22 protein-coding genes and 1 pseudogene are annotated in these 22,845 nt (G+C 62.6%); all 23 read left to right on the top strand.

What is annotated here, in order from left to right:
• The first annotated feature begins 20 nt into the window (after positions 1 to 20).
• The 23 genes and pseudogenes from AB1792_03405 (at position 21) to AB1792_03295 (ending at position 22,810) form a co-directional block, all read left to right on the top strand.
• Entirely contained in the window at positions 21 to 371 is a 351-nt protein-coding gene (locus AB1792_03405; GenBank protein MEW5701256.1) for a hypothetical protein, read from the top strand.
• A gap of 36 nt (positions 372 to 407) precedes the next feature.
• Positions 408 to 773 carry a hypothetical protein gene (locus tag AB1792_03400; protein ID MEW5701255.1) on the top strand — a complete coding sequence of 122 codons (366 nt, stop codon included), beginning with the start codon at positions 408 to 410 and terminating at the stop codon, positions 771 to 773.
• On the top strand, positions 770 to 1,948 hold the full coding sequence (locus AB1792_03395; GenBank protein ID MEW5701254.1) for a DUF2225 domain-containing protein: 1,179 nt from the start codon (positions 770 to 772) through the stop codon (positions 1,946 to 1,948). Before AB1792_03400 ends, AB1792_03395 begins: the two co-directional genes overlap by 4 nt.
• A 7-nt stretch (positions 1,949 to 1,955) precedes the next feature.
• A complete protein-coding gene (locus tag AB1792_03390) occupies positions 1,956 to 2,477 on the top strand; it encodes a PilZ domain-containing protein (protein MEW5701253.1) in 522 nt (173 codons plus the stop codon).
• 101 nt (positions 2,478 to 2,578) lie between these two features.
• On the top strand, positions 2,579 to 3,241 hold the full coding sequence (locus AB1792_03385; GenBank protein MEW5701252.1) for a hypothetical protein: 663 nt from the start codon (positions 2,579 to 2,581) through the stop codon (positions 3,239 to 3,241).
• A gap of 67 nt (positions 3,242 to 3,308) precedes the next feature.
• On the top strand, positions 3,309 to 3,797 hold the full coding sequence (locus tag AB1792_03380; GenBank protein ID MEW5701251.1) for a hypothetical protein: 489 nt from the start codon (positions 3,309 to 3,311) through the stop codon (positions 3,795 to 3,797).
• 273 nt (positions 3,798 to 4,070) lie between these two features.
• On the top strand, positions 4,071 to 4,790 hold the full coding sequence (gene flgF / locus AB1792_03375; protein ID MEW5701250.1) for a flagellar basal-body rod protein FlgF: 720 nt from the start codon (positions 4,071 to 4,073) through the stop codon (positions 4,788 to 4,790).
• Between the two features lie 49 nt (positions 4,791 to 4,839).
• A complete protein-coding gene (gene flgG, locus AB1792_03370) occupies positions 4,840 to 5,628 on the top strand; it encodes a flagellar basal-body rod protein FlgG (protein MEW5701249.1) in 789 nt (262 codons plus the stop codon).
• Positions 5,625 to 6,356 carry a flagellar basal body P-ring formation chaperone FlgA gene (flgA, locus tag AB1792_03365; GenBank protein MEW5701248.1) on the top strand — a complete coding sequence of 244 codons (732 nt, stop codon included), beginning with the start codon at positions 5,625 to 5,627 and terminating at the stop codon, positions 6,354 to 6,356. The genes flgG and flgA overlap by 4 nt, the downstream gene beginning before the upstream one ends.
• 29 nt (positions 6,357 to 6,385) lie before the next feature.
• Positions 6,386 to 7,006, top strand: a complete 621-nt coding sequence (locus AB1792_03360) for a flagellar basal body L-ring protein FlgH (protein MEW5701247.1) — start codon at positions 6,386 to 6,388, stop codon at positions 7,004 to 7,006.
• 447 nt (positions 7,007 to 7,453) lie between these two features.
• Complete coding sequence (locus tag AB1792_03355) at positions 7,454 to 8,590, top strand: flagellar basal body P-ring protein FlgI (protein MEW5701246.1); 1,137 nt, start codon at positions 7,454 to 7,456, stop codon at positions 8,588 to 8,590.
• A gap of 42 nt (positions 8,591 to 8,632) precedes the next feature.
• Positions 8,633 to 9,130, top strand: a complete 498-nt coding sequence (locus AB1792_03350) for a hypothetical protein (protein MEW5701245.1) — start codon at positions 8,633 to 8,635, stop codon at positions 9,128 to 9,130.
• 41 nt (positions 9,131 to 9,171) lie between these two features.
• Positions 9,172 to 9,669 carry a flagellar protein FlgN gene (locus tag AB1792_03345; protein ID MEW5701244.1) on the top strand — a complete coding sequence of 166 codons (498 nt, stop codon included), beginning with the start codon at positions 9,172 to 9,174 and terminating at the stop codon, positions 9,667 to 9,669.
• 19 nt (positions 9,670 to 9,688) lie between these two features.
• Positions 9,689 to 11,080: a flagellar hook-associated protein FlgK gene (gene flgK, locus AB1792_03340; GenBank protein ID MEW5701243.1), complete on the top strand. Its 1,392-nt coding sequence runs from the start codon at positions 9,689 to 9,691 to the stop codon at positions 11,078 to 11,080.
• Positions 11,081 to 11,316: 236 nt separating this feature from the next.
• Positions 11,317 to 11,514: pseudogene (csrA, locus tag AB1792_03335) on the top strand (carbon storage regulator CsrA).
• A gap of 152 nt (positions 11,515 to 11,666) precedes the next feature.
• Entirely contained in the window at positions 11,667 to 11,852 is a 186-nt protein-coding gene (locus tag AB1792_03330) for a hypothetical protein (protein MEW5701242.1), read from the top strand.
• Positions 11,853 to 11,868: 16 nt separating this feature from the next.
• Positions 11,869 to 13,809, top strand: coding sequence for a flagellar hook-associated protein FlgL (gene flgL, locus AB1792_03325; protein MEW5701241.1), 1,941 nt, complete (start codon positions 11,869 to 11,871; stop codon positions 13,807 to 13,809).
• 20 nt (positions 13,810 to 13,829) lie between these two features.
• Positions 13,830 to 14,324 carry a flagellar assembly protein FliW gene (locus AB1792_03320; GenBank protein ID MEW5701240.1) on the top strand — a complete coding sequence of 165 codons (495 nt, stop codon included), beginning with the start codon at positions 13,830 to 13,832 and terminating at the stop codon, positions 14,322 to 14,324.
• A gap of 90 nt (positions 14,325 to 14,414) precedes the next feature.
• On the top strand, positions 14,415 to 16,109 hold the full coding sequence (locus AB1792_03315) for a glycosyltransferase (protein ID MEW5701239.1): 1,695 nt from the start codon (positions 14,415 to 14,417) through the stop codon (positions 16,107 to 16,109).
• A 41-nt stretch (positions 16,110 to 16,150) separates the two neighbouring features.
• Positions 16,151 to 18,967, top strand: coding sequence for a tetratricopeptide repeat protein (locus tag AB1792_03310; protein ID MEW5701238.1), 2,817 nt, complete (start codon positions 16,151 to 16,153; stop codon positions 18,965 to 18,967).
• Positions 18,964 to 19,614 carry a class I SAM-dependent methyltransferase gene (locus tag AB1792_03305; GenBank protein MEW5701237.1) on the top strand — a complete coding sequence of 217 codons (651 nt, stop codon included), beginning with the start codon at positions 18,964 to 18,966 and terminating at the stop codon, positions 19,612 to 19,614. Before AB1792_03310 ends, AB1792_03305 begins: the two co-directional genes overlap by 4 nt.
• Positions 19,595 to 20,188 (top strand): class I SAM-dependent methyltransferase, encoded by a 594-nt coding sequence (locus tag AB1792_03300; protein MEW5701236.1) that lies wholly within the window; start codon positions 19,595 to 19,597, stop codon positions 20,186 to 20,188. Before AB1792_03305 ends, AB1792_03300 begins: the two co-directional genes overlap by 20 nt.
• Positions 20,189 to 20,620: 432 nt before the next feature.
• Positions 20,621 to 22,810: a flagellin gene (locus tag AB1792_03295; GenBank protein MEW5701235.1), complete on the top strand. Its 2,190-nt coding sequence runs from the start codon at positions 20,621 to 20,623 to the stop codon at positions 22,808 to 22,810.
• The last annotated feature ends 35 nt before the right edge of the window (positions 22,811 to 22,845 follow it).

Genomic DNA, 22,845 nt, shown 5'->3' with positions numbered 1-22,845 from the left:
TCCGTGGGGGAGACCGTGCCATGGTCAGACCGGTGGAGCTGCAGGACAACCTGGCCAAGACACCCGCGGCGGAGCGGATTGCGCAGACTCAGCGGGCGGCCCCGGAGAACGACCAGAGGCAGGCAATGATGACCGTGACCCAAAAGGCCCAAGTCGCGCAACGCAAGCCCACCGCTCCGGAGCAGAGTGATGAGGTCATCATCCATCGCGAGCAGGACGACAGACAGCAGGAGCGCAAGAAGAATAAAGGCCGGGAGCCGGACAGACCGGGCGACGGCGAGACAGAACCAGAAACCAAGGAAACCACGCCTGAAGGCAAACACCAGCAGCCGCCCGATCCGGCATCGATCCATCTCGATGTCCAGGTCTGACCGTCGGCGGTCGGGCACCACAAAGGAATTTATACGATGGATATCATGACAGATCCCCTGTTTTGGGGAGAGGTGGGATTGGCCGTCGCGTCGAAGTTGGCGCTCTTGGCCGCCGTACTCTGGGTCGCACGAATGGCCATCTCGGCTCACACACCGACCCCGATGACGGATTTGACAGGTCGGACGGCGCACGCTCGTCGTCTGGCGGTGCGTGAGGGAGTCGCGGCAACAACCCAACCCGCGGTCGCGGCCCAGGAATCGACGGGACGAGCACCGCTGGGCTACATTAATCTGCGCCGCGCCCCCGAACGCCTCGGGCGCGCGACACCTCCTCCCGACCAGTTGCGCCAGCGTTTGTTGGAGTTTGTCGAGCGACGCTCGGCGGAGAGGACGCGCCCATGAACTACACGGATACGCCGTTCTATCTGACGCCCGTCGAGTGCCCCGTGTGCAAGACGGTCAACGAATACGAGACCATCAAGATGGGGGCCTATACCGAGGAGGGACGCGACAGCGATTTTTGTCCGACCGGCCGCACATGGCGCAATCCGCGCTACCAGAACATCAACCCGCTTCTCTATTTCATGGCGACATGCTCCTCGTGCTTCTACACGCGTGAGTTCACCCGCAAGTTCCGCGAGTGGAAGACGGACAATACGTTTCGTCTCTACCGACAGACCACGGTCCGGCAGCGGCACCTGAACCTGTTGGCGTCCGCCGACGGTCCGGTACGGCGCCTCGGGCGCGCGAACTGGCCTTCATCATTCCCCTTGCCGACAGCCGTCAACAAGCTCCTCCTGGGCATCCTCGACGAGGAGATCCTGGACCACCCCTCGCATTTTGATCTCGGGCGTTGGTATCTCCGCATCGGCTGGCTGTTCCGCGAGGCCGGAGAGCACGGGATGGCGTTGCCGTCGCAGCATGCCTCGGCCCGCCAGCAACTGTCCAGTGCCCTCAAGGAGCTTGATACCTGTATGCAGCGAACAACTCAGAGGATCGAGACTATTCGCGGCATTATTGAACGGAATCCCGAGGCTGGCAGTGCAACACCCGACGACGAGAGAGCGACCCGGTGTCGTGCTTTCATGAACGGCCTGGCCGAGCAGATCGGGCGTTACTCGAATGAGCTGGAGGATATGACTCGGTCGCTGACCCAGGATAGCGGACCTGTCGTCGGCGTTGGTGTGACGACCGGTGACGACGCATATGATGAATACCCATCCTATGCAGCGTTCCTGCTGTCATTGAAGGCGGAGTGGCCGGAGACCCCGACCAATGAGGTAGAGGCGTTGCAGTTGGCGTGTCGGCACTACCGCCAGGCGTACGAGGAAGGCCGGGGGATTGAACCCGGAAACGCCCAGATCCAGGTGGCCTACATGGTGGGCGAGCTGGCTCGTCGGGTGGGGGAGTACGATGAGGCACAGCGGTACCTGACCCTGGCGGCACGCCTGGGGCGGGACTGGATTCGTCAGATGGGGACCGACAAGACCAAGGCGGCACTGGCGCGCCACATCGTCGACTTGTCGGTGGAACAGATGCACGAGTTGCGCGACGCCGCTTCGTCGGCGCGAGTGTGAGGAGACCATGAAGAATCAGAATCGCCGATCCACAACGGGACGGGTGGGAGCCGACAGAGACACGACCGAGCGACTCGGTCGACCGCCGGTCAAACAGCAGAAACGGCGCTATGTGCGCCTGGAGATCTTCTCTCCCGTCGCCTTCGCCACGATCGTCACGGACGCCGATGGTCGCGTGCGGCTGCATCCGGAGAAGAAGGCCGGCGTCTTGCTCAATCTCTCGGGCGGGGGCGCCTTGATCTCCACCCATGATGCCGTCACGTCGGGGTCACTCGTTCTGATGAAGTTCGATATCAAGGGGTTCGATGCCCTGACCAGCGTCCTGGGGCGGGTGAAACGTGTCGAGGACAGTGAAGACGGAGAGCGATTGGTCGGGGTGGAGTTTCTGGATCCCGCGCAGCTCAATGACCACGCTCTGGCCGCCGGTCTGGCGCGCCTGACGGAACATCCCAAGGACTTCACCGAGGGACTGGGCCGGATCATCTCCCGGTATGTGTTTCAGCGGCAGATTGAGACGGAATCCGAATGAACGCACCCCCGCTCAGCGCGCGCTGTTGGCTGACCGTCCTGTTGTCGGCTGGCGTAGGGTTCAGCAGTGCGCGAGCCCAACACAACACCCCGTGGACAGCCGTGGCGCCATCGCGCGAAGCACCGAGAATCTTCGTCTGGATCGCCGATCAGGACGAGATGTATGCGGCCGCGGACTTTGAGAGCTTTCTGGTCGATCGGCTCGGTGCCTCGGGGGAGCGCACTGTGATCGAACCGGAGGCGGCCCATGCCATCCTGCGGACATTGGGACTGTCGCGCCATCGTATATTCGATCCGTTCGCGGCGCAAAGGCTGGCAACATCGGCGGACGCGGACCTGATCCTGTGGGTCAAGATGGTCTCCCGCAACCTGGCGTCCGCGCGCGGGCTGTCCGTTCCCTATGTGCTCAACCGGCGTCGGGTCGACGCCCACGTCTTCCTGGATGTCAGACTCTATGATGCCGGGCAGCGGCATCTGATCGGCTCGAAGCGATTGCGGTTGAGCGACCGGGGAGAGGGAACCTGGCAGGTGGCGGACGACGATCGCTTGGACCCGTTCTACAACAATGACCCGGTGGAGATTCACAATCGGATGCGCACGCTGGATTGGCGCGCCGCCGCCGCCGTGTCGGGGTATTGCGCCGATTTGTTGCGGACTCCGCGCGCGGTGAGAACGGCGGCGGGCGGGACGTCCGCAACATTAGGCAGGAAGATGGAGTCGCCCCCGCCAAGCCCCGGGGCCTTGGACAAGGACGGCAGCGACTGAGTGGCAAGAGAAACACGGTACCATCACACCCTCGGGCAGACTACGTGCCCAGCCCGCTCAAGGCGGGATGGCGGAGAGCAAGGCCAATATGTCAACGGCGGACCAGGGGACACGTGAGTTGCGCGACGTCGTCGACGCGGTTCGCGCGCTGGGAGACCGCGCGCGTTATTTGGCCGTCAACCTCGCCGTTGCTGCCGCGAAGCTGAAGCAGCTGCACATGGGCGGGCATCAACTCAACAGCGACATGCTCGATTTGGTCTCACGGATCACGCGCGTCTCGCAGGACGTGGCCGACGCAGTGACGGCCATGGAACGTGGCTCGACGCTAACGAAACCCACCTCGCCGACAATCTGGAATCGCTGGCGGGATGTCGGCGTTCCCGACGAGAGTACTCTCGAACGGTTGACGGCTTCGCTCAATGACACGATGGAAATGGCCCGGCACATCTTCCGCTGGGTGCGCGAGCATGCAACCCCCGATGACGTACGACCGCAGGCCGCCGACCACCCGGATCACTTCTGGACTGGTGAAGGCGGCGAGCCGCACCAGTCTTGAACAGCCACACTGCCAAATGGGAGAGATTGTCCACCGCCCTCGGAAGATTCTACCCCACATGTTGCGGCTCGAGCGACCGGCGGGTCGAACGGCTCGACTCGCGGCGACCGCGCGTACCATGCGATGACCGGACTGATTGCCAAGCCCTTGAGAGTCGTTGAGATACGGAGCGTTTTGGGCGGCAGCAGCGAGTCCATGCTGGCGCCGCTTCATTCACGTCAACGTCTCACAAGCGGGCACGGTCTTTGCCTAGCATTTGCGGGGAGGTAGTACATGCTGAGGGGGTTGTCCGCTGCCGCAGCCGCGATGCTGCCGCGCATCCGACGACAGGAAGTCTCTGCTCACAATCTCGCCAACGCTTCGACGGCCGGGTTCAAGCGCGATCTGGTCTTTGAGCAGTTGCTGGACCGCGCCCAATCGACGCGTCCGGGAGAGTCGGCGGTGCAAACCGGGCTGGCGATCGATTTCACGCCGGGCACCATGGAAGAGACCGGCAATGCACTGGATCTTGCCATCGAAGGAGATGGGTTCTTCGTCGTCGAGACGGACTCGGGCGAACGCTACACGCGCAACGGCCACTTCACGGTGTCCGCGGACGGCGTCCTGACCACACCGGAGGGAAACACGGTTCAGGGTAAGACGGGTGAAATCCAACTCCCGCCGGGGACCGTCACGATAGCGACCGATGGCGGCATCTCGGTCGACGGCCTCAACGTCGGCGCCCTGCGCCTGGTTCGCTTTGATGATACGAGTGTGCTGTCACGATCCTCCGGGTCGCTGTTCACGATCCGTGATCCGGTCCGGCAACCCGAAGAGGATTCATCGTCGCTTTTGCGGCAGGGGTACCTGGAGCAATCCAACGTCGCCCCGGTCGATGAGATGGTCAACATGATCGATATCGTGCGCGGATTCGAAGCGGTCCAGAAGTCGATTCTCGTGCAGGATGAGTCGCTCGGACGCGCGATCAACGAGCTCGGCCGCGTCAGGTCGTAGACGGCAAGCAACGCTCGGTCCGCGACGGTGATCGGGTAGGAGAGAGAGCATGATCAAGGCACTGCGCACGGCGGCATCCGGGATGATCGCCCAGCAGATGAACATCGATACGATCGCCAATAATATGGCGAATATCAACACGACCGGATTCAAGAAGTCGAAGGTCGAATTTCAGGATGTTCTCTATGAACGGGTGCGCCGGGCGGGGACCAATGTGTCGGCCCTGAACGTCGTGCCGGTCAACCTGGAGGTCGGGTACGGCTCCCGGCCGGTGGCCTCGACCCGGGAGTTTTCCGGGGGTGACATGAATCCCACCGACAATCCGCTCGACGTCGCGATCCAGGGCCAGGGCTTTTTCCAGATCTCGATGCCCGACGGCACGATCGCCTACACCCGCGACGGGTCGTTCAAGCTCTCCGGCGACGGGCGCTTGGTGACCGCCGATGGGTTCTTCCTCAATCCCGAGCTCACACTGCCACAGGATACGCAGGGCGTGGCGATCGGCATCGATGGGCGTTTACAGGTGTCCCTCCCCGGACAGACGGAGCCGCAAGAAGTCGGCCAGATCGAATTGGCGAAGTTCCTGAATCCCTCCGGGCTGGAAGCGATCGGACACAATCTCTATCGCGCCACGGTGTCATCCGGCGACGCGATCCTCGGAAACCCATCGCAGAACGGCTTTGGCGAGCTGGCGCAGGGGTACCTCGAGATGTCAAACGTCCAGATTGTGGACGAGATGGTAAACATGATCGTGGCCCAGCGCGCCTACGAGACGAACGCGAAGGCGATCCAGACGGCCGATGAAATGGCGGCCGTCGCCAATGAACTGAAGCGATGAGGCAAGTCCGACACTCGTTACGCGCCATCGCAGTCGGCCTCACGCTGACTGTGGTACTCACCGTGCACCGCACGGCGATCGCGGCGGAAATCGGGCCCGCGTGTCGGGAACGGTTGCAGAGTGCGATTGGCGCAGCCGTCGCCCGGCATCTTGGTCTGTCGAACGAGCAGGTGCAGATCACTGTGCACACGATCCGGCTCGACGCAGACTGCTCTGAGGCCGAGAAGGTCGACGTCGATATTCCCACCTACGCCGACGTTGTCGGTCCGACGACGGTTCGTGTCACATTGGCCAATCAAGCGGGCACCATAGCCGTCCTGTCGGTGCCGGTGCGGGTTGATCTCTATGCGGATGTCCTGGTCACGGCACGACCGCTCAGCCGACACGCCATGATACGACCGCAGGACTTGACGCGAGAGCGGCGGCCGATCACCGACGTGTCGAAGTGGGTAATGTGCGACGCCGATTCCGTCGTCGGACGTTGGGCCGACCGTACGATCAACCCGGGGCGGATTGTCGATCGTCGCTGGGTCGTCGAGATCCCGGTCGTACGGCGCGGTGCCTCTGTCATGATCGCGTACACCACCGGCGCTGTCCGCGTCGCCCGATCCGCGGTGGCGATGGAAGATGGTTACCGGGGTCAGAAGATTCGCGTGAAACCGCAATCCGGCGGGCGTTGGCTGACGGTTTCCGTCATCGATGGAAATACCGTGTGCCCGGTACCATGACCGTGCCCATACCTTTGTGAGGTGACGTGATGTTGCAGGATCATCGTCTTGGGAGTCTACGGTCGCGGCCGATGCGCCTCGGCCTGACGGCCGTGTTCCTTGTCGGTTGGTCGGCCGGATTGGCCGCGGCGCCGTACACGCAGATTCGCAGCGCCTCTCTCTATACCGACCTGAAAGCGCACAAGGTCGGCGACCTGTTGACGGTTCTGATCGTGGAATCGGCGACGGCACGGAATGCCGTAAGCACAAACACAAAGAAGAGCAGCGACTTCAAAGTCGAGGGCGGACCTGGTGTGGGGCCCTTCGACTTCATCGGTCTGTTCGGCGCCGACGCGACTTTGTCGAATCAATCTGACAATCAAGGTCAGACGGCCCGTGCCGGGCAACTGAAGGCGCAGATGACCGTTCAGGTCGTCGGGGTGCGCGACAACGGGGATCTGGTGATCGAGGGGAATCGTGTTGTCGGGATCAACAACGACAAGGAAATGCTGACGTTGACGGGGATCGTGCGGGCGGAAGACGTCGGCCCGGACAACACCGTCTATTCATACCAGATCGCCGACGCCCAGATCGGCTACAGAGGGAAAGGTGCCTCGAGCAACGCCGGACGGCCGGGGTTCATTACACGATTCCTGAACTGGTTGTTCTGATTCACGCGGTACTCTGACAGGTCGCTGAAGAACACCTCGGGGAGCTAGAGAACGAGTGTGTCGTGTTGAGCGAAGCATCCACTGTCTGGAGTCGGTTTCATAACCCGAGTGAAGCGGTGTGCCACGGGTCTTCAGACCCGTGCCGCCCCGCTCCACCCTTGGGAGTTCACGGGTCTAACAGGTTGCTGAAAAACCCAAGAAATGCGGACCTGACCGACCATTGTCATCCCGAGTCCGCCTTTGGCGGACGAGGGATCTGCTGTTTCTACCTATGAAACCGACAGCAGATTCTTCGCCCCGCCCAACAGCGGCGGGGCTCAGAATGACATGGAGTGACCTTCTTCAGCAGCCTGCTAAAGACCCGTGGCACGAGCAACTCATATACAGTGTGGGATGTCGAATGGTCTTTGGTCAGAAGGGATAGGGAAGCCGTCAAGGAGCAGTCTTGTGAATGAACGGATAAGTGCCACGCGTCGGTTATTCGTGATGCTCGCCTTTCCGGTCCTGGGGATGGCGGTTATTACTCCCAATGATGCCTTGGCAGCCGTCCGCCTTAAGGACATCGCCCACGTGGCCGGGACCGGGCGGGCAAACCTGTTCGGCTATGGACTGGTTGTCGGTCTGGAAGGGACGGGCGACGGGCAGGGAACGAAGTTCACGGTCCAGACGCTGACCAGCATGCTGCGCCGCATGGGGATCACGGTCGACCCGGAACAGGTCAAAGTGAAGAACGTGGCGGCGGTCATGGTCACGGCATCGCTGTCGCCGTTGGCCGTGCGGGGAGAGCGCTTTGACGTGACGGTGTCATCGATCGGCGATGCCAAGAGTCTGCGTGGCGGGACGCTCTTGTTGACGCCGCTGGCCAGTGCTGACGGCACGGTACACGCGACGGCACAAGGACCCGTCTCGACCGGCGGTTTTGCGGTCGAGGCGCAAGGGGGAGCCGGAGTGACGCGGAATTACAGCATGGTCGGCCGTGTGCCCGGCGGAGCCACATTGGAGGAGCCGCTGGTTCGACTGACGGATGATCCGACCGGCGTCGAACTGGCCCTGCTGGATCCCGATTGGACGACGGCGCAACGGGTGGCGGCGGTCATCGCCAAACGCTGGGGGCCCATCGCGGAGGTTTCCGGGCCGGCTTCCGTTCGAGTTTCGCTCCCCGCCGATTATGCGGCGACACAGAGTCGCGCTGCCTTCATCGCGGAGCTGGAATCCCTTTCCGTTGAACCGGACGACGTGGCGCGGGTGGTGATCAACGAGAAGACGGGTACGATTGTTGCGGGGCAGCACGTGTCGATCGCGCCGGTCGCCATCGCCCATGGCGGCATCACCGTGCAGATCCAGTCGCAGCCGGTAATCAGCCAGCCGGCGCCGCTGTCGCAGGGTCAGACGGTCGTCGAAACACAGAGCGCCATCACGGTCTCAGATGAGGAAGCCCATGTCGTGAGTCTCCCCGGGTCAACGACCATCCAGGAGGTGGCGGAGAGTCTCAATGCCATCGGCGCCACACCGCGCGACATCATCGCCATTTTCCAGGCCCTGCGTGAAGCCGGGGCGTTGCGGGCTGAACTCGTGATTCTGTAATGAACATCGGCATCCGGCACATGCCGATGCCAGGCGACTCTGATGGCCACCCCCATCCCATCGATTGCCGTCGAGCGTCCGGCAGACTCCTCCGCGTCCCCGCAACCGAAGCGTCTGCATGGACCGACGTCTTCTGACGTCCAACTCCGACGCCTTCGTCGCGCGGCGAGTGGCTTCGAGGCGATCTTCCTGCAGCAACTGCTCAGTACGATGCAGCGCACCATCGGCAGCCGGTCCAACGGTAGCGGCTACGGCGGGGACGTCATGATCGGTGTCGCGCAGGAGAAGATGGCCGAGTCGGTGGCGGACCAAGGCGGCTTCGGCCTGGGCAGGATATTGTTCGAGTCGCTGCGGCGGCGCGTCGTGCCCGATTCCGCGGAAAGAACGCCGGTGACTCCGCCTGACAAGGCGCCGATCATCCCATGGCCGTCCGACGAGCCATCCCCACGTCCCTTGACATCCGAAACGAAGATCCGGCCATTGGCTCCCGGACAGTCAACCAGTCCCACCCCGCGTCCGATAGACAGAGAGGGACGATAGCGTCTCTCCGGGCGGGACCGGAGAGAAGGAACCAAACGAACGTGGACGACCTCATCGATCAACTGATCTCCGTGGTGGCCGAGGAGGCCGAGCAGTGCGAGCGTCTCTTGACGCTCCTGCGGCAACAACAGCGGTACCTGGTGGAGGGAAATGTCGCCGGCCTGGACGCCAACGTGCGCGACCAGGAGGAAGCGATCACGCGTTCCCGTGCTTTGGGGATGGAACGTGGGCGTCTGCTGGAAACGCTCGGTCAGGATCCGAACCTTCGCGGTCAGCGGCTCGACATATCGCGTCTGATCGCATCCCTGTCGAATGACTATGGCCGCCGCCTGGAAACCCTGCGCGGTTCCATGAAACGATCGATTGAGTTGATGACGAAGACGAGAGAGCAGAACGCCATGCTGATCCAGCGGTCGTTGTCTACGATCGGCGAGACGATGCGTCTGTTGGCCGCCGCGCATGGCGCCCCGGAATACGCGGGAGGACCGGTTTCAGGCAAGGCGGCAACTGTTCCCGTGGCGGTCGACCGCATGGTGTGACGACGGTGGAGGACTGAGCATGTCCGGCATCTTTCAGGGATTGGAACTGGCCAAGCGGGCCCTGTTGTCGCAGCAGTACGCGCTGACGACCACCGGCCACAATATTGCCAACGCCGACACGCCGGGCTACAGCCGCCAGCGCGTCAACCTCGTGGCCACCGACCCGTTTGCCTCCACGGTCGGCCGCGTCGGGACCGGCGTCCGCGTCGCCTCCGTACGCCATCTGCGGGATCTATTCTTGACCGGGCAATACCGGCAGGGAAGCGATCAATTGGGCCGGTGGAGTACGTTGCAAAGCGCTCTCTCTGAAGTCGAGAACATCATGCGCGAGCCCTCCGATCAGGGACTGAATGCCTCATTGAGCAGCTTCTTCAACGCCTGGCAGACACTGTCGCAGAATCCGGAGTCCTCCGCCGCGCGTGCCTCCGTCCGCGAACAGGCCAGCACACTGGTCAATGCCTTTCATCAGGTGTCGAATCGCCTGACCGACCTGCAACAGTCGCTCGACGACAGCGTGGCAACGCACGTCGCGGCGATCAATGAAGCCGCGGCTGGGCTGGCGCAGCTCAACCGGGAGATCCAACGGACCGAGCTGGGAGGCCAGACCGCCAATGACCTGCGTGATCGGCGCGACCAGATGATCGACGAATTGAGCCGCCAGGCCGACGTTCGCGTCATCGAGCAGAGCAACGGCATTACGCGCGTCTTCCTCGGCACGATGGAAATTGTCAGCCAGGACTCCAGCCGTGCGCTCGGGACCAGGACGGTCGGCACCGGGACCTCCACGCGCACGCAGGTCGTCTGGGCCGGGTCGTCGATCGAGGTCACCGTGTCCGGCGGTGAATTGGCCGGCGTGATCGCCGCGCGTGATCAAGCCATTCCGGAGTATCAAAACATGCTGGACCAACTGGCCGGAGCCATCGTCGGCCGGGTCAACGCACTCCACGCCGCCGGGTATGGTCTCGACGGATCGACCGGGAACAACTTCTTTGATCCCACCGCCACGACCGCGGCACGGATCGCGCTGTCCGGTGGGATTGCCGGGGATTTGAATCGGATCGCAGCGTCACAATCGGGCGAAGTGGGAGACAACGCCAATGCCCTGGCGATCGCCGGTCTGCAGGACGCCCTCACGCTCAACGGCAACACGTCCACGTTCGCCGACTACTATGCCCAGATCATCGGCACCGTGGGAACCCGATCACGCGAAGCCACAACCGCCAGGGACAACGCCAGTCTCGTTCTCGAACAGATCGAATTCTCCCGCCAGTCCGTCCAGGGGGTCTCGCTGGATGAGGAAATGGCCGACCTCATCAAGTCGCAGCACGCGTATGCGGCCGCGGCGCGCGTGGTCTCAGCGGTGGATCGCTCCCTCGACACCTTGATCAACGACATGGGCGTCGGACTCTGATCCATCGCAACCGCTGTTCCGGTCCCGCCATCCCCCATCTCGCCGTCCCCTAGCGTCGTCCGCTGGTAATGGGACGCGTCCCACACTGGCGCACCGCGTTCCTTTCCGGCAGACGACTAGTCGGCCCCGACGACTCCGGTCTTGGTGGCATGTTGATTGAAGTAATCGCGGCGCTGGTCGATAGATGTACAGAGAGCCGGAGCGTGTGTGCGATGGTCTCGCGCCAGGGAGGGTGAGTGCTCATTCTCACGCGAAAACAAGGCGAGAGCATCACCATCGGTGACGACATCAAAGTCACGGTGCTGGGTGTCTATGGACGCCAGGTCCGGCTCGGTGTGGAGGCGCCGCTGAAGGTTGTCGTGCATCGCGAGGAAGTGTACTTGAAAATCAAGGAAGAGAACCGCAAGGCACGGACCATCAAGAGCGACATCATCGACCTGGCCCGGTTGATCAAGGGCAAGGTGAAAGGCAACCTCCCGGATTCTGATCACCCCGGTGGCGTGGAGTACAAAGCAGCCGGACGCACCCCCCGTGGCGGTCTGACGGCCCCACGATCGCGTCCCGCCCGGCGCCTGGGAGGCGCGCGATGAGCCTCTTCGGCCGCAAGGTGCCTGTGGCACCCGCTCCTGGACGGGTGACCGACGCGGATCGTGAGCGCCATCGGGATGACGTCACAACCGGCCGCACCACGCCGCGTCAACGGGACACTGTCAGTCAAGACCCGCTGGGCGTCGACGCCGATTTCTGCTATCGCGACGACGAGAGGCGTTGAAGGAACTCACAGAACCATGCGCGTCACCGAACAGATGATGGTGTCCCGCTCGACGTCAAACCTGGCGTCGGCGGCCACACGACTCCTCCGACTCCAGACACAAATGTCCTCCGGGCGCCGCATCGCCACGCCCTCGGATGATCCCTCCGGCGTTACGCGTGCGCTCTCGTTCCGCACGACGCGCGATGCCCTGCAGCAGTTCAAGTCCAATGTATCCTACAGCAACTCGCAATTGGCGACAGTAGAACAGGCACTGTCCTCCGCCGGCACCCTGTTGGTCCGTGCCCGCGAACTCGCGGTCACTCTGGCCAACGACGACTACGACGCGACGGCGCGTCGGGCGGCGGCACAGGAAGCACAGTCGATTCTCGATCAGTTGCTCCAACTGGCCAATTCGCAAAGGGACGGTCGTTACTTGTTCTCCGGATTTCGCACCCGCTCGCAGGCGTTGGTGGCCAGCGGCAATGGCGTCGTGTATCAAGGGGACAATGGCACGATCTACGCCCAGATCGAATCGGCATCGCAAATGGCGATCAACCTGATTGGATCCGAACTCTTCCTGTCACAGCAGCAAGTCCTCGGTGAGGGTTTCGATTTGAAACGCGGCGTCGCCGCAGCCGTGCCGTTGGCCGACCTCCATCTGGGCGCGGGTGTCGATCTGACGCCGGGTACGATCGTGTTTACCGATGAGAACTCGGGTGCGGCTGTGACGGTTGACCTTTCAGCCGCGACGACGGTCGGGGATGCGATCACGGCAATCAACACGCAACTCGTCGCGGGTGGAATCTCGGGGGTGACGGTCTCTGTCAGCAGCTCCGGCAGAGGTCTGAGTGTCGCGGCGGCTGACAACGGAATCGTGGGAAGCACCACGCAACTGGCAAACCTCCACGGCACCGCCGGGGTCGATCTTGTACCCGGCATCTTCCACATTGGGACGGAGGACGGATCCATCGACGTGGCCATTGACCTCACCGGTGTGCAGACGATCGGCGATGTCATCACGGCGTTCAACACGCAGATGGCCGCGGCGGCCGTCTCCCAAGGGAACCCCGCGCTGGCAAACGTCACCATGGCCGTCAACGCCGGTCAAACCGGGCTTGTGATCACCGATGCCAATGCGACGCCGTTGGGTCTCACGGTGACCGATTCGGCGGAGCAATCGACGGCGTCGGATCTTGGAATTGTTGGCTTCGTCAATGCACAGTTGGTCGGCACAGACCTCGATCCGGCCCGGGTCGTCACCATCGCGGAAGGGGGCGTCGGTCAGACCACCGCAGCCGACCTCGGGATCCTCGGTACGTTGACCCGCGCTCGGGAAGGCGACGCGCTCGATCCCCGCCTCACGTTGACAACGCCGGTCAGCGAGTTGAATTTCGGGCAAGGCGTCAATCTGGGACAACTCCGGATCGCGCAGGGCGCCGACGCTGTTGTGGTGGATCTCTCCACGGCCGCTACGGTCAACGACATCGTGCAACGGCTGAATCTCTCCGGGGTGTCGGTCACGGCCGCGATCAATTCCTCCGGGCGTGGGATCCGCATCACGCCGACCGTCGCCGATCGTTCCCTGATCGTCTCCGACTTCGGGGGCGGACAGACGGCCACGGCGTTGGGGATCGCCGGCTCCCCCGATCTAATGGGAAGCATGATGTTGCTGGTGCAGGCGCTTGAGAACGACGATCGCGCCGCTGTCGGCACGCTCCTCGGCAATCTGGAGAAGGTATCGGATCACATGCTGTCGGCGCGTGCGGATGTCGGCGCCAAGATTCGTCGTCTCGATACCACCAGCGACCGCCTCGATGATGTCAACCTGCTGGTGACGAAGCTATTGTCCGAAGTCGAGGATGCCGATATCCTCAAAGTGACAACGGATTTGGCGACCCAGCAGAGCGTCTATCAGGCCGCCTTGAACGCCGTATCGCGCGTCCTGATGCCGTCGCTGGCGGACTTCATGCAGTGACGGAGTGCACGGGGGGACCTATGTCTGCTGAAACGACAACTCTGACGACGCCGCGGTTGGGGGAGATCACGGTGTCTCCCGACGCGGTGGTCGAGTTCCCACGCGGGCTTTTGGGCTTCGAGGCCTATACCCACTATGCGCTCATCACCTCGGAGGAGTGTGAGCCCTTCGCCTACCTCCAGTCGCTGGATGATCCCAAGCTCCTCTTCATCGTCATCAATCCGCGGGCGCTGGTGCCCCACTACCGCATCGAGGTCGATCCGCGTGAAATCGTCGAGCTCGAGGTATCGGATGTACGGCATCTCGCGGTCTGGGCCATTGTCACTGTGCCCGAGGACATGACGCGCATGTCGGTCAACCTGCAGGGCCCGCTTTTGATCAGTCGCGACACGAAGCGCGGCAAGCAGTTGGTCCTGGTGCACAGCACCTACACGACCTGCCACTATATCATGGATGAATTGCAGAAACGCGGCGCCAAGGTGTGTGTCGCCGAAGGGGAAACCGTGACCGTTTAGCACGAGTTCGAACCCTCGCGCGCCGGCGCGTCCAGGGATACGGACGCACGGTCGATGTCGCCTCACCCGGTCGCACAATTGGATTTGCCCATGACGGCCACCGCCAGCCCCGTCAGCAAGCGTCCCGCTCTATCGCGCGCGCAGATTGCCGATATCCGCGTGCGCTGCCAGCGCAACCCGGCCGACGCCGCGGTTCACAACGATGCGGTCAGTGTATTCCTCGAAGCGGGTCTAAACTCGGAGGCGCTCCCGCTGCTGCGGCGGTTGGTCGATCTGATCCCAACGGACACCGAGCGTGTCCGGCAACTCGCCGCCATCTTGTCTGAGTCAGGGGACGACCGGGGCGCGCTGGACGCGTATCGTCGCATCGCCGACCTCTTCCCCGAGGCCGACGACGCGCAACTCGACCTGTTGATCGCCGCCTGCCGCGTCGGCGACGCTCCCCTCGGTCGCACCGCCTGCGAACGTCGCCTGCGATTGAATCCCGACAACTACGAGGCGCTCAATGACCTCGCGGTTCTGGAGGCGGCCGCAGGAAATCCTGTCGCCGCGGCGGCGGCCTACGATCGATGCCTGTCACTGAATCCCGAGTATGAAAAGGGACGTGACAACGCCCTGAAGTTCTACTGGGATACCGGCCAGATTGACACGGGCGTCGCCTTGATCGCGCGACTGCGTGACACGCTTGGCGATCACCCGGACCTCACGTCCTGGCAGCAGCGCTTCGAGGCAGCGCGTGCCAGGGTCTTGCCCGGCGAATCGGTATCGTTGTCCGCGCATGATGTCGAGCCGCTTCCTGTCTCGCAGGTCAGCGGGCGCCGGATCATGTTCGTGACGGCTGCGGACACGTTCCTGCGCCCGATCGTACAACATCTGGGGAGACGCAACGATGTCCGTGTGGAAGCGCCTCGTTCCTCACCGCAGTTGGCGGAAGCGATGCGCTGGGCCGACCTCGTGTGGTTCGAGTGGTGCGACGCCCATGTGGTTGATGCCAGCCACCAACCCAAGACCTGCCCGATTGTCTGTCGTTTGCATTCCTATGAAGCGTTCACGGACATCCCGGGAAAGGTCAACTGGCGCAATGTCGATCGCCTGATCCTGGTGAACAACTCCGTCGGGGAGATTCTCGACCGTCGTTGGGCAATCCCGACACAGCGTACCATCATACACAACGGTATCGACCCGGAGCGCTTTCCCTTCGTGCCGCCAAGTGCCAGAACGCCCGGGTCGCGTCGTGTTGCCTCGGTCGGATACATCAACTACAAGAAGAATCCATCACTGCTATTACAGACGCTCAAGACCCTGCACTCGTGGGACCCCGGCTTTCGTCTTGATGTGGCCGGAACTCATCAAGATCCCCGGATTGAAGTGTACATGGACCACCTGCTGCCGCGCCTGGGAGTCCCGGTCGAGTTCCATGGTTGGGTGGCCGACATGCCGGCGTTCTATGCGGGCATGAACTATGTCCTCTCCACTTCGCTGTTCGAGTCATTCCACTATTCCATCGCCGAGGGAATGCTGAGCGGGTGCCTGCCCCTGATCCACAGTTGGAAGGGGGCCGACGAGATCTATCCCCGTGAGTGCATCTTCGACACACCGGATGAGGCGCTTCGGATCATCCAGCGCTACGATACCGGTGATGCCGACCGCATCGCGGCGGGATATCGCCGGTACGTTTCCGACCGCTACAATTGGCATGATCGCTTACAAGAGATCGATGCCGTGCTGCGCGATGTCCTGACGGACGCAAAGGAACGCACGGGGGATCGCGTGTCTTTGTCCTGATCGAACGATGGGCCACCCCACATATCAAACAGGTTCCTACCATGGCAAAGAAATCGCAACGACGCTCGCGACTGGTCCGAAAATGGGACGGCCGCCCCGTGATGCACACGGCCGGTTCCGGTCCCAAGACGCCGTCACTTCGCGCGCTCCGTTCCAGACTGAAAGCCGATCCCGACAATCTGGCCGCGCGCTTGGAGCTGGCAGAGCGTCTCTTGAACAGAGGTAAACCGGCAGAAGTCGTCCCGCTGCTGGATGGGCATGTCGGTGACGTCAGGGAGGAACCGGACACGATCGAGCACCGGCGGGCCGTGCGCACACTCGGGGTCGCCTTGGTAGGACTGGAGCGGTTTGACGACGCCCGTCGTCTGATCGAGCCGCTCGCGAACGACACGCCGGAGGCTCTGGACTACCATTATATCATGGCCTACGTCTGCCATCGGCTCGGATCTGATGCCTTGTGTGAACGCCACGCGCGTGTCTTCCTGGCGCACTGCGATGGCGACAGTGATGATCCCAAGGTCGTCATCTTCCGGAGTACCATGGGACTACGTCACGAGATCCTCAACTACCTGGCGCTATCACTGGAGAATACCGGACGATTCAACGAGGCGCTGGCGGCCTATGAAGAGGCGATCGAGGCCGACAGGTCATACGAGCCGGCCTGGATCAACCTGGTGCGACTCTTGGTGAAGCTCAACCGCTCCGCCGATGCGCAGGCGGTATTGGTGCATGCGCGTCGGGCCTGCCCACGATCACAGGTATTGGTACAGTTGGGTGTGCCGGCTCAGCCGGAGAACACCGCCCCGAAGATTTCCCTGTGCATGATCGTCAAGAATGAGGAGGAACATCTGCCGCGGTGCCTGGCGAGCGTCCAGGGCCTCGCCGACCAGATGGTCGTCGTCGACACCGGTTCCACCGACCGCACAGTGGAGATCGCCCAATCGTTCGGCGCGCAAGTCTACCATCACGCCTGGGAGGGTGACTTTTCCAAGGCGAGGAATATCTCGATGGGGTATGCCGACGGCGAGTGGATCTTCATTCTCGACGCGGATGAAGAGGTGGAAGCGGCCGATATTGCCCTCCTGAGGGAGGTAAGCCGTCAGACCGACTTCAACGTCGTCTCCGTCTCCGTCTACAATTACTCCCGCGAGAAGGGGATGTACACCTCATTCCTCCCCTCTATCCGGATGTTCCGCCGGCATCTGGGGGCGTACTACGAGGGCATCGTCCATAACCAATTGCGGTTTCATACCGCCGAGCCGACACTGCGCGTATCCGCCCGGCTCTACCACTATGGCTATGGACTTTCGCCGGAGGCGATGGCGCGGAAAGTCGCCCGCAGCCGTGAACTGCTCGAAAAGCAACTGGCGGAGAATCCCAATCACGCCTTCGCGCATTTCAATCTCGCCCAGTTGTTGCGCGGAGATCCGAACGAGGACTCACCGGGGAGAATGGACCGGGTCATCGAACACGCGTCCCGCGCCGTCGCGTTGACGTCTCCGGACGATGTCAAGCAGCGACATATCCATCTGATGGCGCTGCATCAACTGCTGACGGCCCACTTCACCAAGGGGGAGTATGAGCAGGCGGCGGCGTGCGCCCACCGGGCCTTGCAGCACAAGCCGGGGTATCTCGACGCCCTGATTGGTCTGGGGCACATTCATTCACTGGACGGGCGCCGCGATCTGGCGCGCCGGTATTTCCTGGAATATCTCGATGAGCAGGCGCGGTACAATGAGCACGCCGAGACCGACCATGTGATCATCCTGCACCTGCACAGCCGTCACAACGCGTACTATGGCCTCGGTCTGGTCGCGGAAATGGAAGGGAAGCCCGACGAGGCCATGGCGTGGTTCGAGAAATGCGTCGCCGAACGTGACGACTACATCGACAGCCATTTCCGACTTGCCCAAGCACTGTCGCGCACCGGCGACAAGGAGCGTGCCTGTCAGGAGCTGGAGCGGGGGTTGTCTGTCCATGGTGAGAATCTGGACATGCGCATCGTGCTGGCTGACCTGTTGACTGAGTTGAATCGGAAAGAGGCACCGCGCGTCGTTTTGGAAGAGGGACTGCGACACCATCCCGGACACGTCGAACTGCAGTGGCGGCTGGCGCGCGTGGAGCTTCAGTCCGGCCGTCCCGAAGCTGCCTGGGAACTCCTCGGCGTGATCCCGGAATCGACGCAGACCTCAGGCTCAGGGGATCTGTCGCGGCTCCGTGGCGATGTCCTCTATGCGTTAGGCCGATGGGACGAGGCTGTGAGTATCTATGAGACATGTCTGGCAGGAGCGGATGGTGATTCGGATCTATTGAACAACCTCGGCAACTGCCACTTTCAACTGGGCGACTTCGCGCGCGCCGAATCTCTCTACCGCCGCCTGATCGACGGCCGGGAGGCGGCGCCATTCGTGTATCGGAACCTGGCCGTGGCTCTGGCGCAACAACAGAAATGTGAGGATGCCATCTTCACGCTGGATGCTTACCGCGAGATGGTTCCGGAAGACTACGATGTCCACGGCATGCTGGGTGACCTCTACTTCACCTGCCGGAACTACCCCCGTGCCATCGACCATTATGAATGCTCGATCGAGCATGAGCCGGACCGCCCCGACACACTGACGCGCTTGGGTGATTGCTATCTTCACAGCGGCATCCTGGCCTCGGCGCTGATGGGATACGAAGCCGCCCTGAAGGTCGACGCCGAATACCAACCGGCCTGGGAACGGCTCCGGGCGATCCGCGAGCAGCTTGTTGACCAATCCACAGTCCGCGCCAAAGGTCGGGAGAGTCTTACACCACCAAAGGATGACGTACCCAAGGAGCAACCGCTGGTCGCATGCACCGGAGAAGAACGATGACCGCACACTACGAACCCGACTCGTACTGGGAGGCGCGGGGAGGTGAAGGGTACCGCGCCTATGTGAACTCGCCGGAGTACGCTGTGTACCGTGAGGAGCAGGCGCGCTTCTTCGCCGCTCTGGTTGCCGAACTGCACCCCCGCACGCTGTTGGACTTCGGCTGTGGAACCGGCAAGCTCTTCCCGCTGTGGCAGGATGTCCCGGAGGTCCATGGCTACGATCGCTCGCGCTCGCAACTCGCGGTCGCCGACGGCGAGGCCCGGCGCTTGCGTCCGGACAGGCCGTACCACCTGATGTGCGGCATCGGCTCGGTCCGGACACGGCTTCCTTACGACGATTCCCACTTCGACCTCGTGGTTGCTGCCGAAGTCCTGCTGCACGTCGTACCCGACGAGATCGGCGCCTTGGTCGCCGATCTGCATCGCATTTGCCGCGGGACACTGGCCATTGTCACCGCGGCGCCGTTCGATGACCCCGCCCCGCACAATTTCAACCACGACTACGATGCGCTCTTGCGCCGCCCGCCGTGGCGGGTCGCTTCCGATCACGTGCGCCACGCCCAGCGTTACATCGTCGCGCGCCGTTCCAACCCGGCGACCGTCACCACGCCAGAGAGGGAGTCGGCCCATGCCGTCGTCACGCCCTGAGTTGATCCCCTTCGTCGTGAATCTGGTGATGGAACTGCAACCGCGGTCCATATTGGAGATCGGTACCGGGTTCGGCAAGTACGGCTTTCTGTTTCGCGAGTATCTCGACATTTGGGGGGCGGCGACCGAACCGGCGCGTCTGCATCGCGCGGGATGGCGTGTCCGCATCGACGGCATCGAATGTTATGCTCCCTACATCAGCGATCTGCAGCGGCAGATCTACGACCGCATCATCATCGGTGACGCGCGGGTTGAGATCGACCGGCTTGAGACCTACGACCTGATCTTCCTCGGTGACGTCATCGAGCATTTCCCGAAGAATGCCGGTCGACAACTGCTGGACAAGTGCGTGGCGCACGCCGAACGCGCGGTCATTGTGACGACGCCGAACTACTTCCACGCACAGGGTCCCGAGTACGGCAACGAGCGGGAGACCCACCACTGCCTCTGGACGGCAGAGGACTTTGCCGTCCATCCCGGCGCCCAATGCCATGTCGTGGCCGGCCGCTACAACCTCGCCGTGATCCCGGCAGGGGCCGTGACCATGGCGTCGTCGGCCGCTCCCTGTGGATAGCCGTTCGGGCGCCCTTCTGACTGTGGGGTGTTCCCCATTCACCCCGCGCCATGAACCCGTTGCAACGGCGTGGCTTGTCTGGAAGGACGCCCCGGCGGCGCCGGATGTCGCGCCGTGGTCGGCGGACCCCTAAAGCACTACGGTCGAGTTGCCGACGAACCGCAGTAGGATTGAAGGGCAGCACGCAGGTGATCATAGATGCCAGCGCCGTCGCGGTCCCAAGGCCGATGGCGGCGCCAACAGACGCAGACCACATGATCTGCAACCAAAGGGGGTGAGAGGTCCACAAGTTTGTGCGGTCGGATGGATGCCACGACCCAAAGACCCGCAAGGGTCACGCGACCATGGAGGTCATCATCGTAGAGGGAAACCAATTGTCGCGTACGTGTCGGGCATGGACCGCCTGACAAGGACCTTCAAGGAGGCTCGAAAATGGGAATGCAGATCAACAATAACCTGGCGGCGTTGGACGCCCATCGCAACCTGTTGTCCACCACCCGTCAGATGTCGCTGGCGATGGAGAAACTGTCGTCCGGTTATCGCATCAACCGCGCGTCCGACGACCCGGCCGGTCTGGTGATCTCCGAGCAGTTCCGCGCGCAGATCGCCGGTCTGAACCGCGCCATCCAGAACTCGGAAGGGTCGATCAACATGATCCAGACCGCCGAGGGCGCCCTGACCGAAATCAACAACCTGCTGGTCAAGATGCGCGAACTGGCGATTCACGCCGCCAACGAGGGATTCAACGATGCCGCGCAGTTGGACGCGGACCAGGCGGAAATCGCCAACTCCATCGCAACCATCGACCGTATCGCGAAGAACACGCAGTTCGGCACCAAGAAGCTGCTCGACGGCAGCAAGGAGAACTCGGCGATCATCACCAGCACCAACACCTCGCTGTTGACCGTCAAGCAGAGCCGGCTGACGACCGGCGCGCATTCGCTGATCGCCACCAAGACGGCGGATGCCACGGCGTCATTGAACTCGACCTCGTTGGGCTTTGCCTTGAAGACCGGCGGCACGGTCTACAACCTCGAAGAGAAGATCCACAATCTTGACGTCATCCAAGCCTCGGCGGGTGCCACGCGCAGCTCGACGACGATCAGCATCACGGATGCGTTCTCCAACAGCCTGGTCCTCGGCACCGCCGCGCAGTACGCCACGATGACAACACTGGGTACAGTTGGCCTGGCCATGGCCAGCGAGGTCGGCAACTACTCGGTGGTCGTCAACTATCAAGAAGCGGGCTCGAACCCGGTCGGTGATCAGACGTTGACGATTTCCGTCGCGCTCAACGATTCGGCCACACAAGTGGTGGCGAAGCTGAACGCGGCCATCGCAGCGAACGCCTCGCTGGCCGGCAAACTCGAGGCCGCCAGTGCCGGTGCGGCCGCCGGTACTGTCACCATCCGTTCCGTCAACAAGGGTGCCCAGTACTCGCTCAAGCTGACTTCGTTCAGCTACACCAGTGCGCAGAAGGCGCTCGACTTTGGGACTACGCGTGCGCGTCGCGGCGTGTCGCTCGACAGGTTCAAGCTCCAGGCGACAACCGCAAATCAGAACGGTTACACCACCGTGCTCGACCTTGTCACCGCGGCGGCTGGAACCAAGACGTTCACTTCCGTTGCCGCGCTGGTCACGGAATTCAACCGTGCCCTAAAGATCGGCTTGGGGAGTGTTGCCACCGGCTCAGTGAACAACGTCGTTGCCGCGGCCGACGGCACCGACAAGGTCAAGTTGACCACCTCGGATGAGGGCTCGGACTACAAGCTCAAGATCCTGTCCAACGGCACCGCCGCCGAGGATGCGGAAAACGTGCTGGGATTCGCCGCGGCAGACACGATCGACAGAGCCGGCACCGACGCCCTGATGTCGTTCGACGGCTTCACGACTTCGATCACCAAGGTCAAGTACGCGGCGACCTGGGACGTCACCATCGGCAATAAGGCCGAAGGGGCGGCCGGCAGGGGCACGATCGACCTGACGATCAACACAGCCGCCAACGGACTGAACGTTGGCACGCTGTTGCTCGATGTCAAGGCGGCCAAGTTCGATGTGCGCCTCGACGGCGGCCCGGCAACATCGGTGACGGCCGGAAAGGACACACTGGTTTACAACGCGGACCGCTCGGAGTCGATCAAGGTCAACTATGCGCTGATCTCCGGCGGCGGCACCGAACAGTTGTCGGTCACCGACCAGTCGCTGGTCTTCCAGATCGGTGCATCGGTCGGCCAGATCACCAGCATCTCGCTGCCGAACATGAGCACCTCGGCCTTGGGAAAGAACCTGGCCGGGAACATGTGGGCCGACCTGTCCAAGATCGACGTCACGACCGTCCAGGGCGCCCAGGATGCCCAGTCGGTGGTCGACGCCGCCATCAACGAGGTCTCCGGGACCCGCGGGAACTTGGGTACGTTCCAGAAGAACACACTGGAGTCGAACCTGTCGAACCTGCGGATCGCGGCCCAGAACCTCACGGCGGCGGAGTCGTCCATCCGTGACACGGACATGGCCAGCGAGATGTCGCAGTTCGTCAAGTACCAGATCCTGTTGCAGGCGGGCACCGCGATGCTGGCGCAAGCCAACCAGGTGCCGCAAGTCGTCCTCTCGCTGTTCCAGTAACCTTGAGTAACGCGGGGAAGGGAGAATCCTCCCTT

Source organism: Candidatus Zixiibacteriota bacterium (assembly GCA_040752595.1).
Lineage (GTDB): Bacteria > Zixibacteria > MSB-5A5 > WJJR01 > WJJR01 > JACQFV01.
The sequence above is the reverse complement of the archived record's forward strand: the minus strand, read 5'-3'. Positions and strand labels throughout refer to the sequence as shown.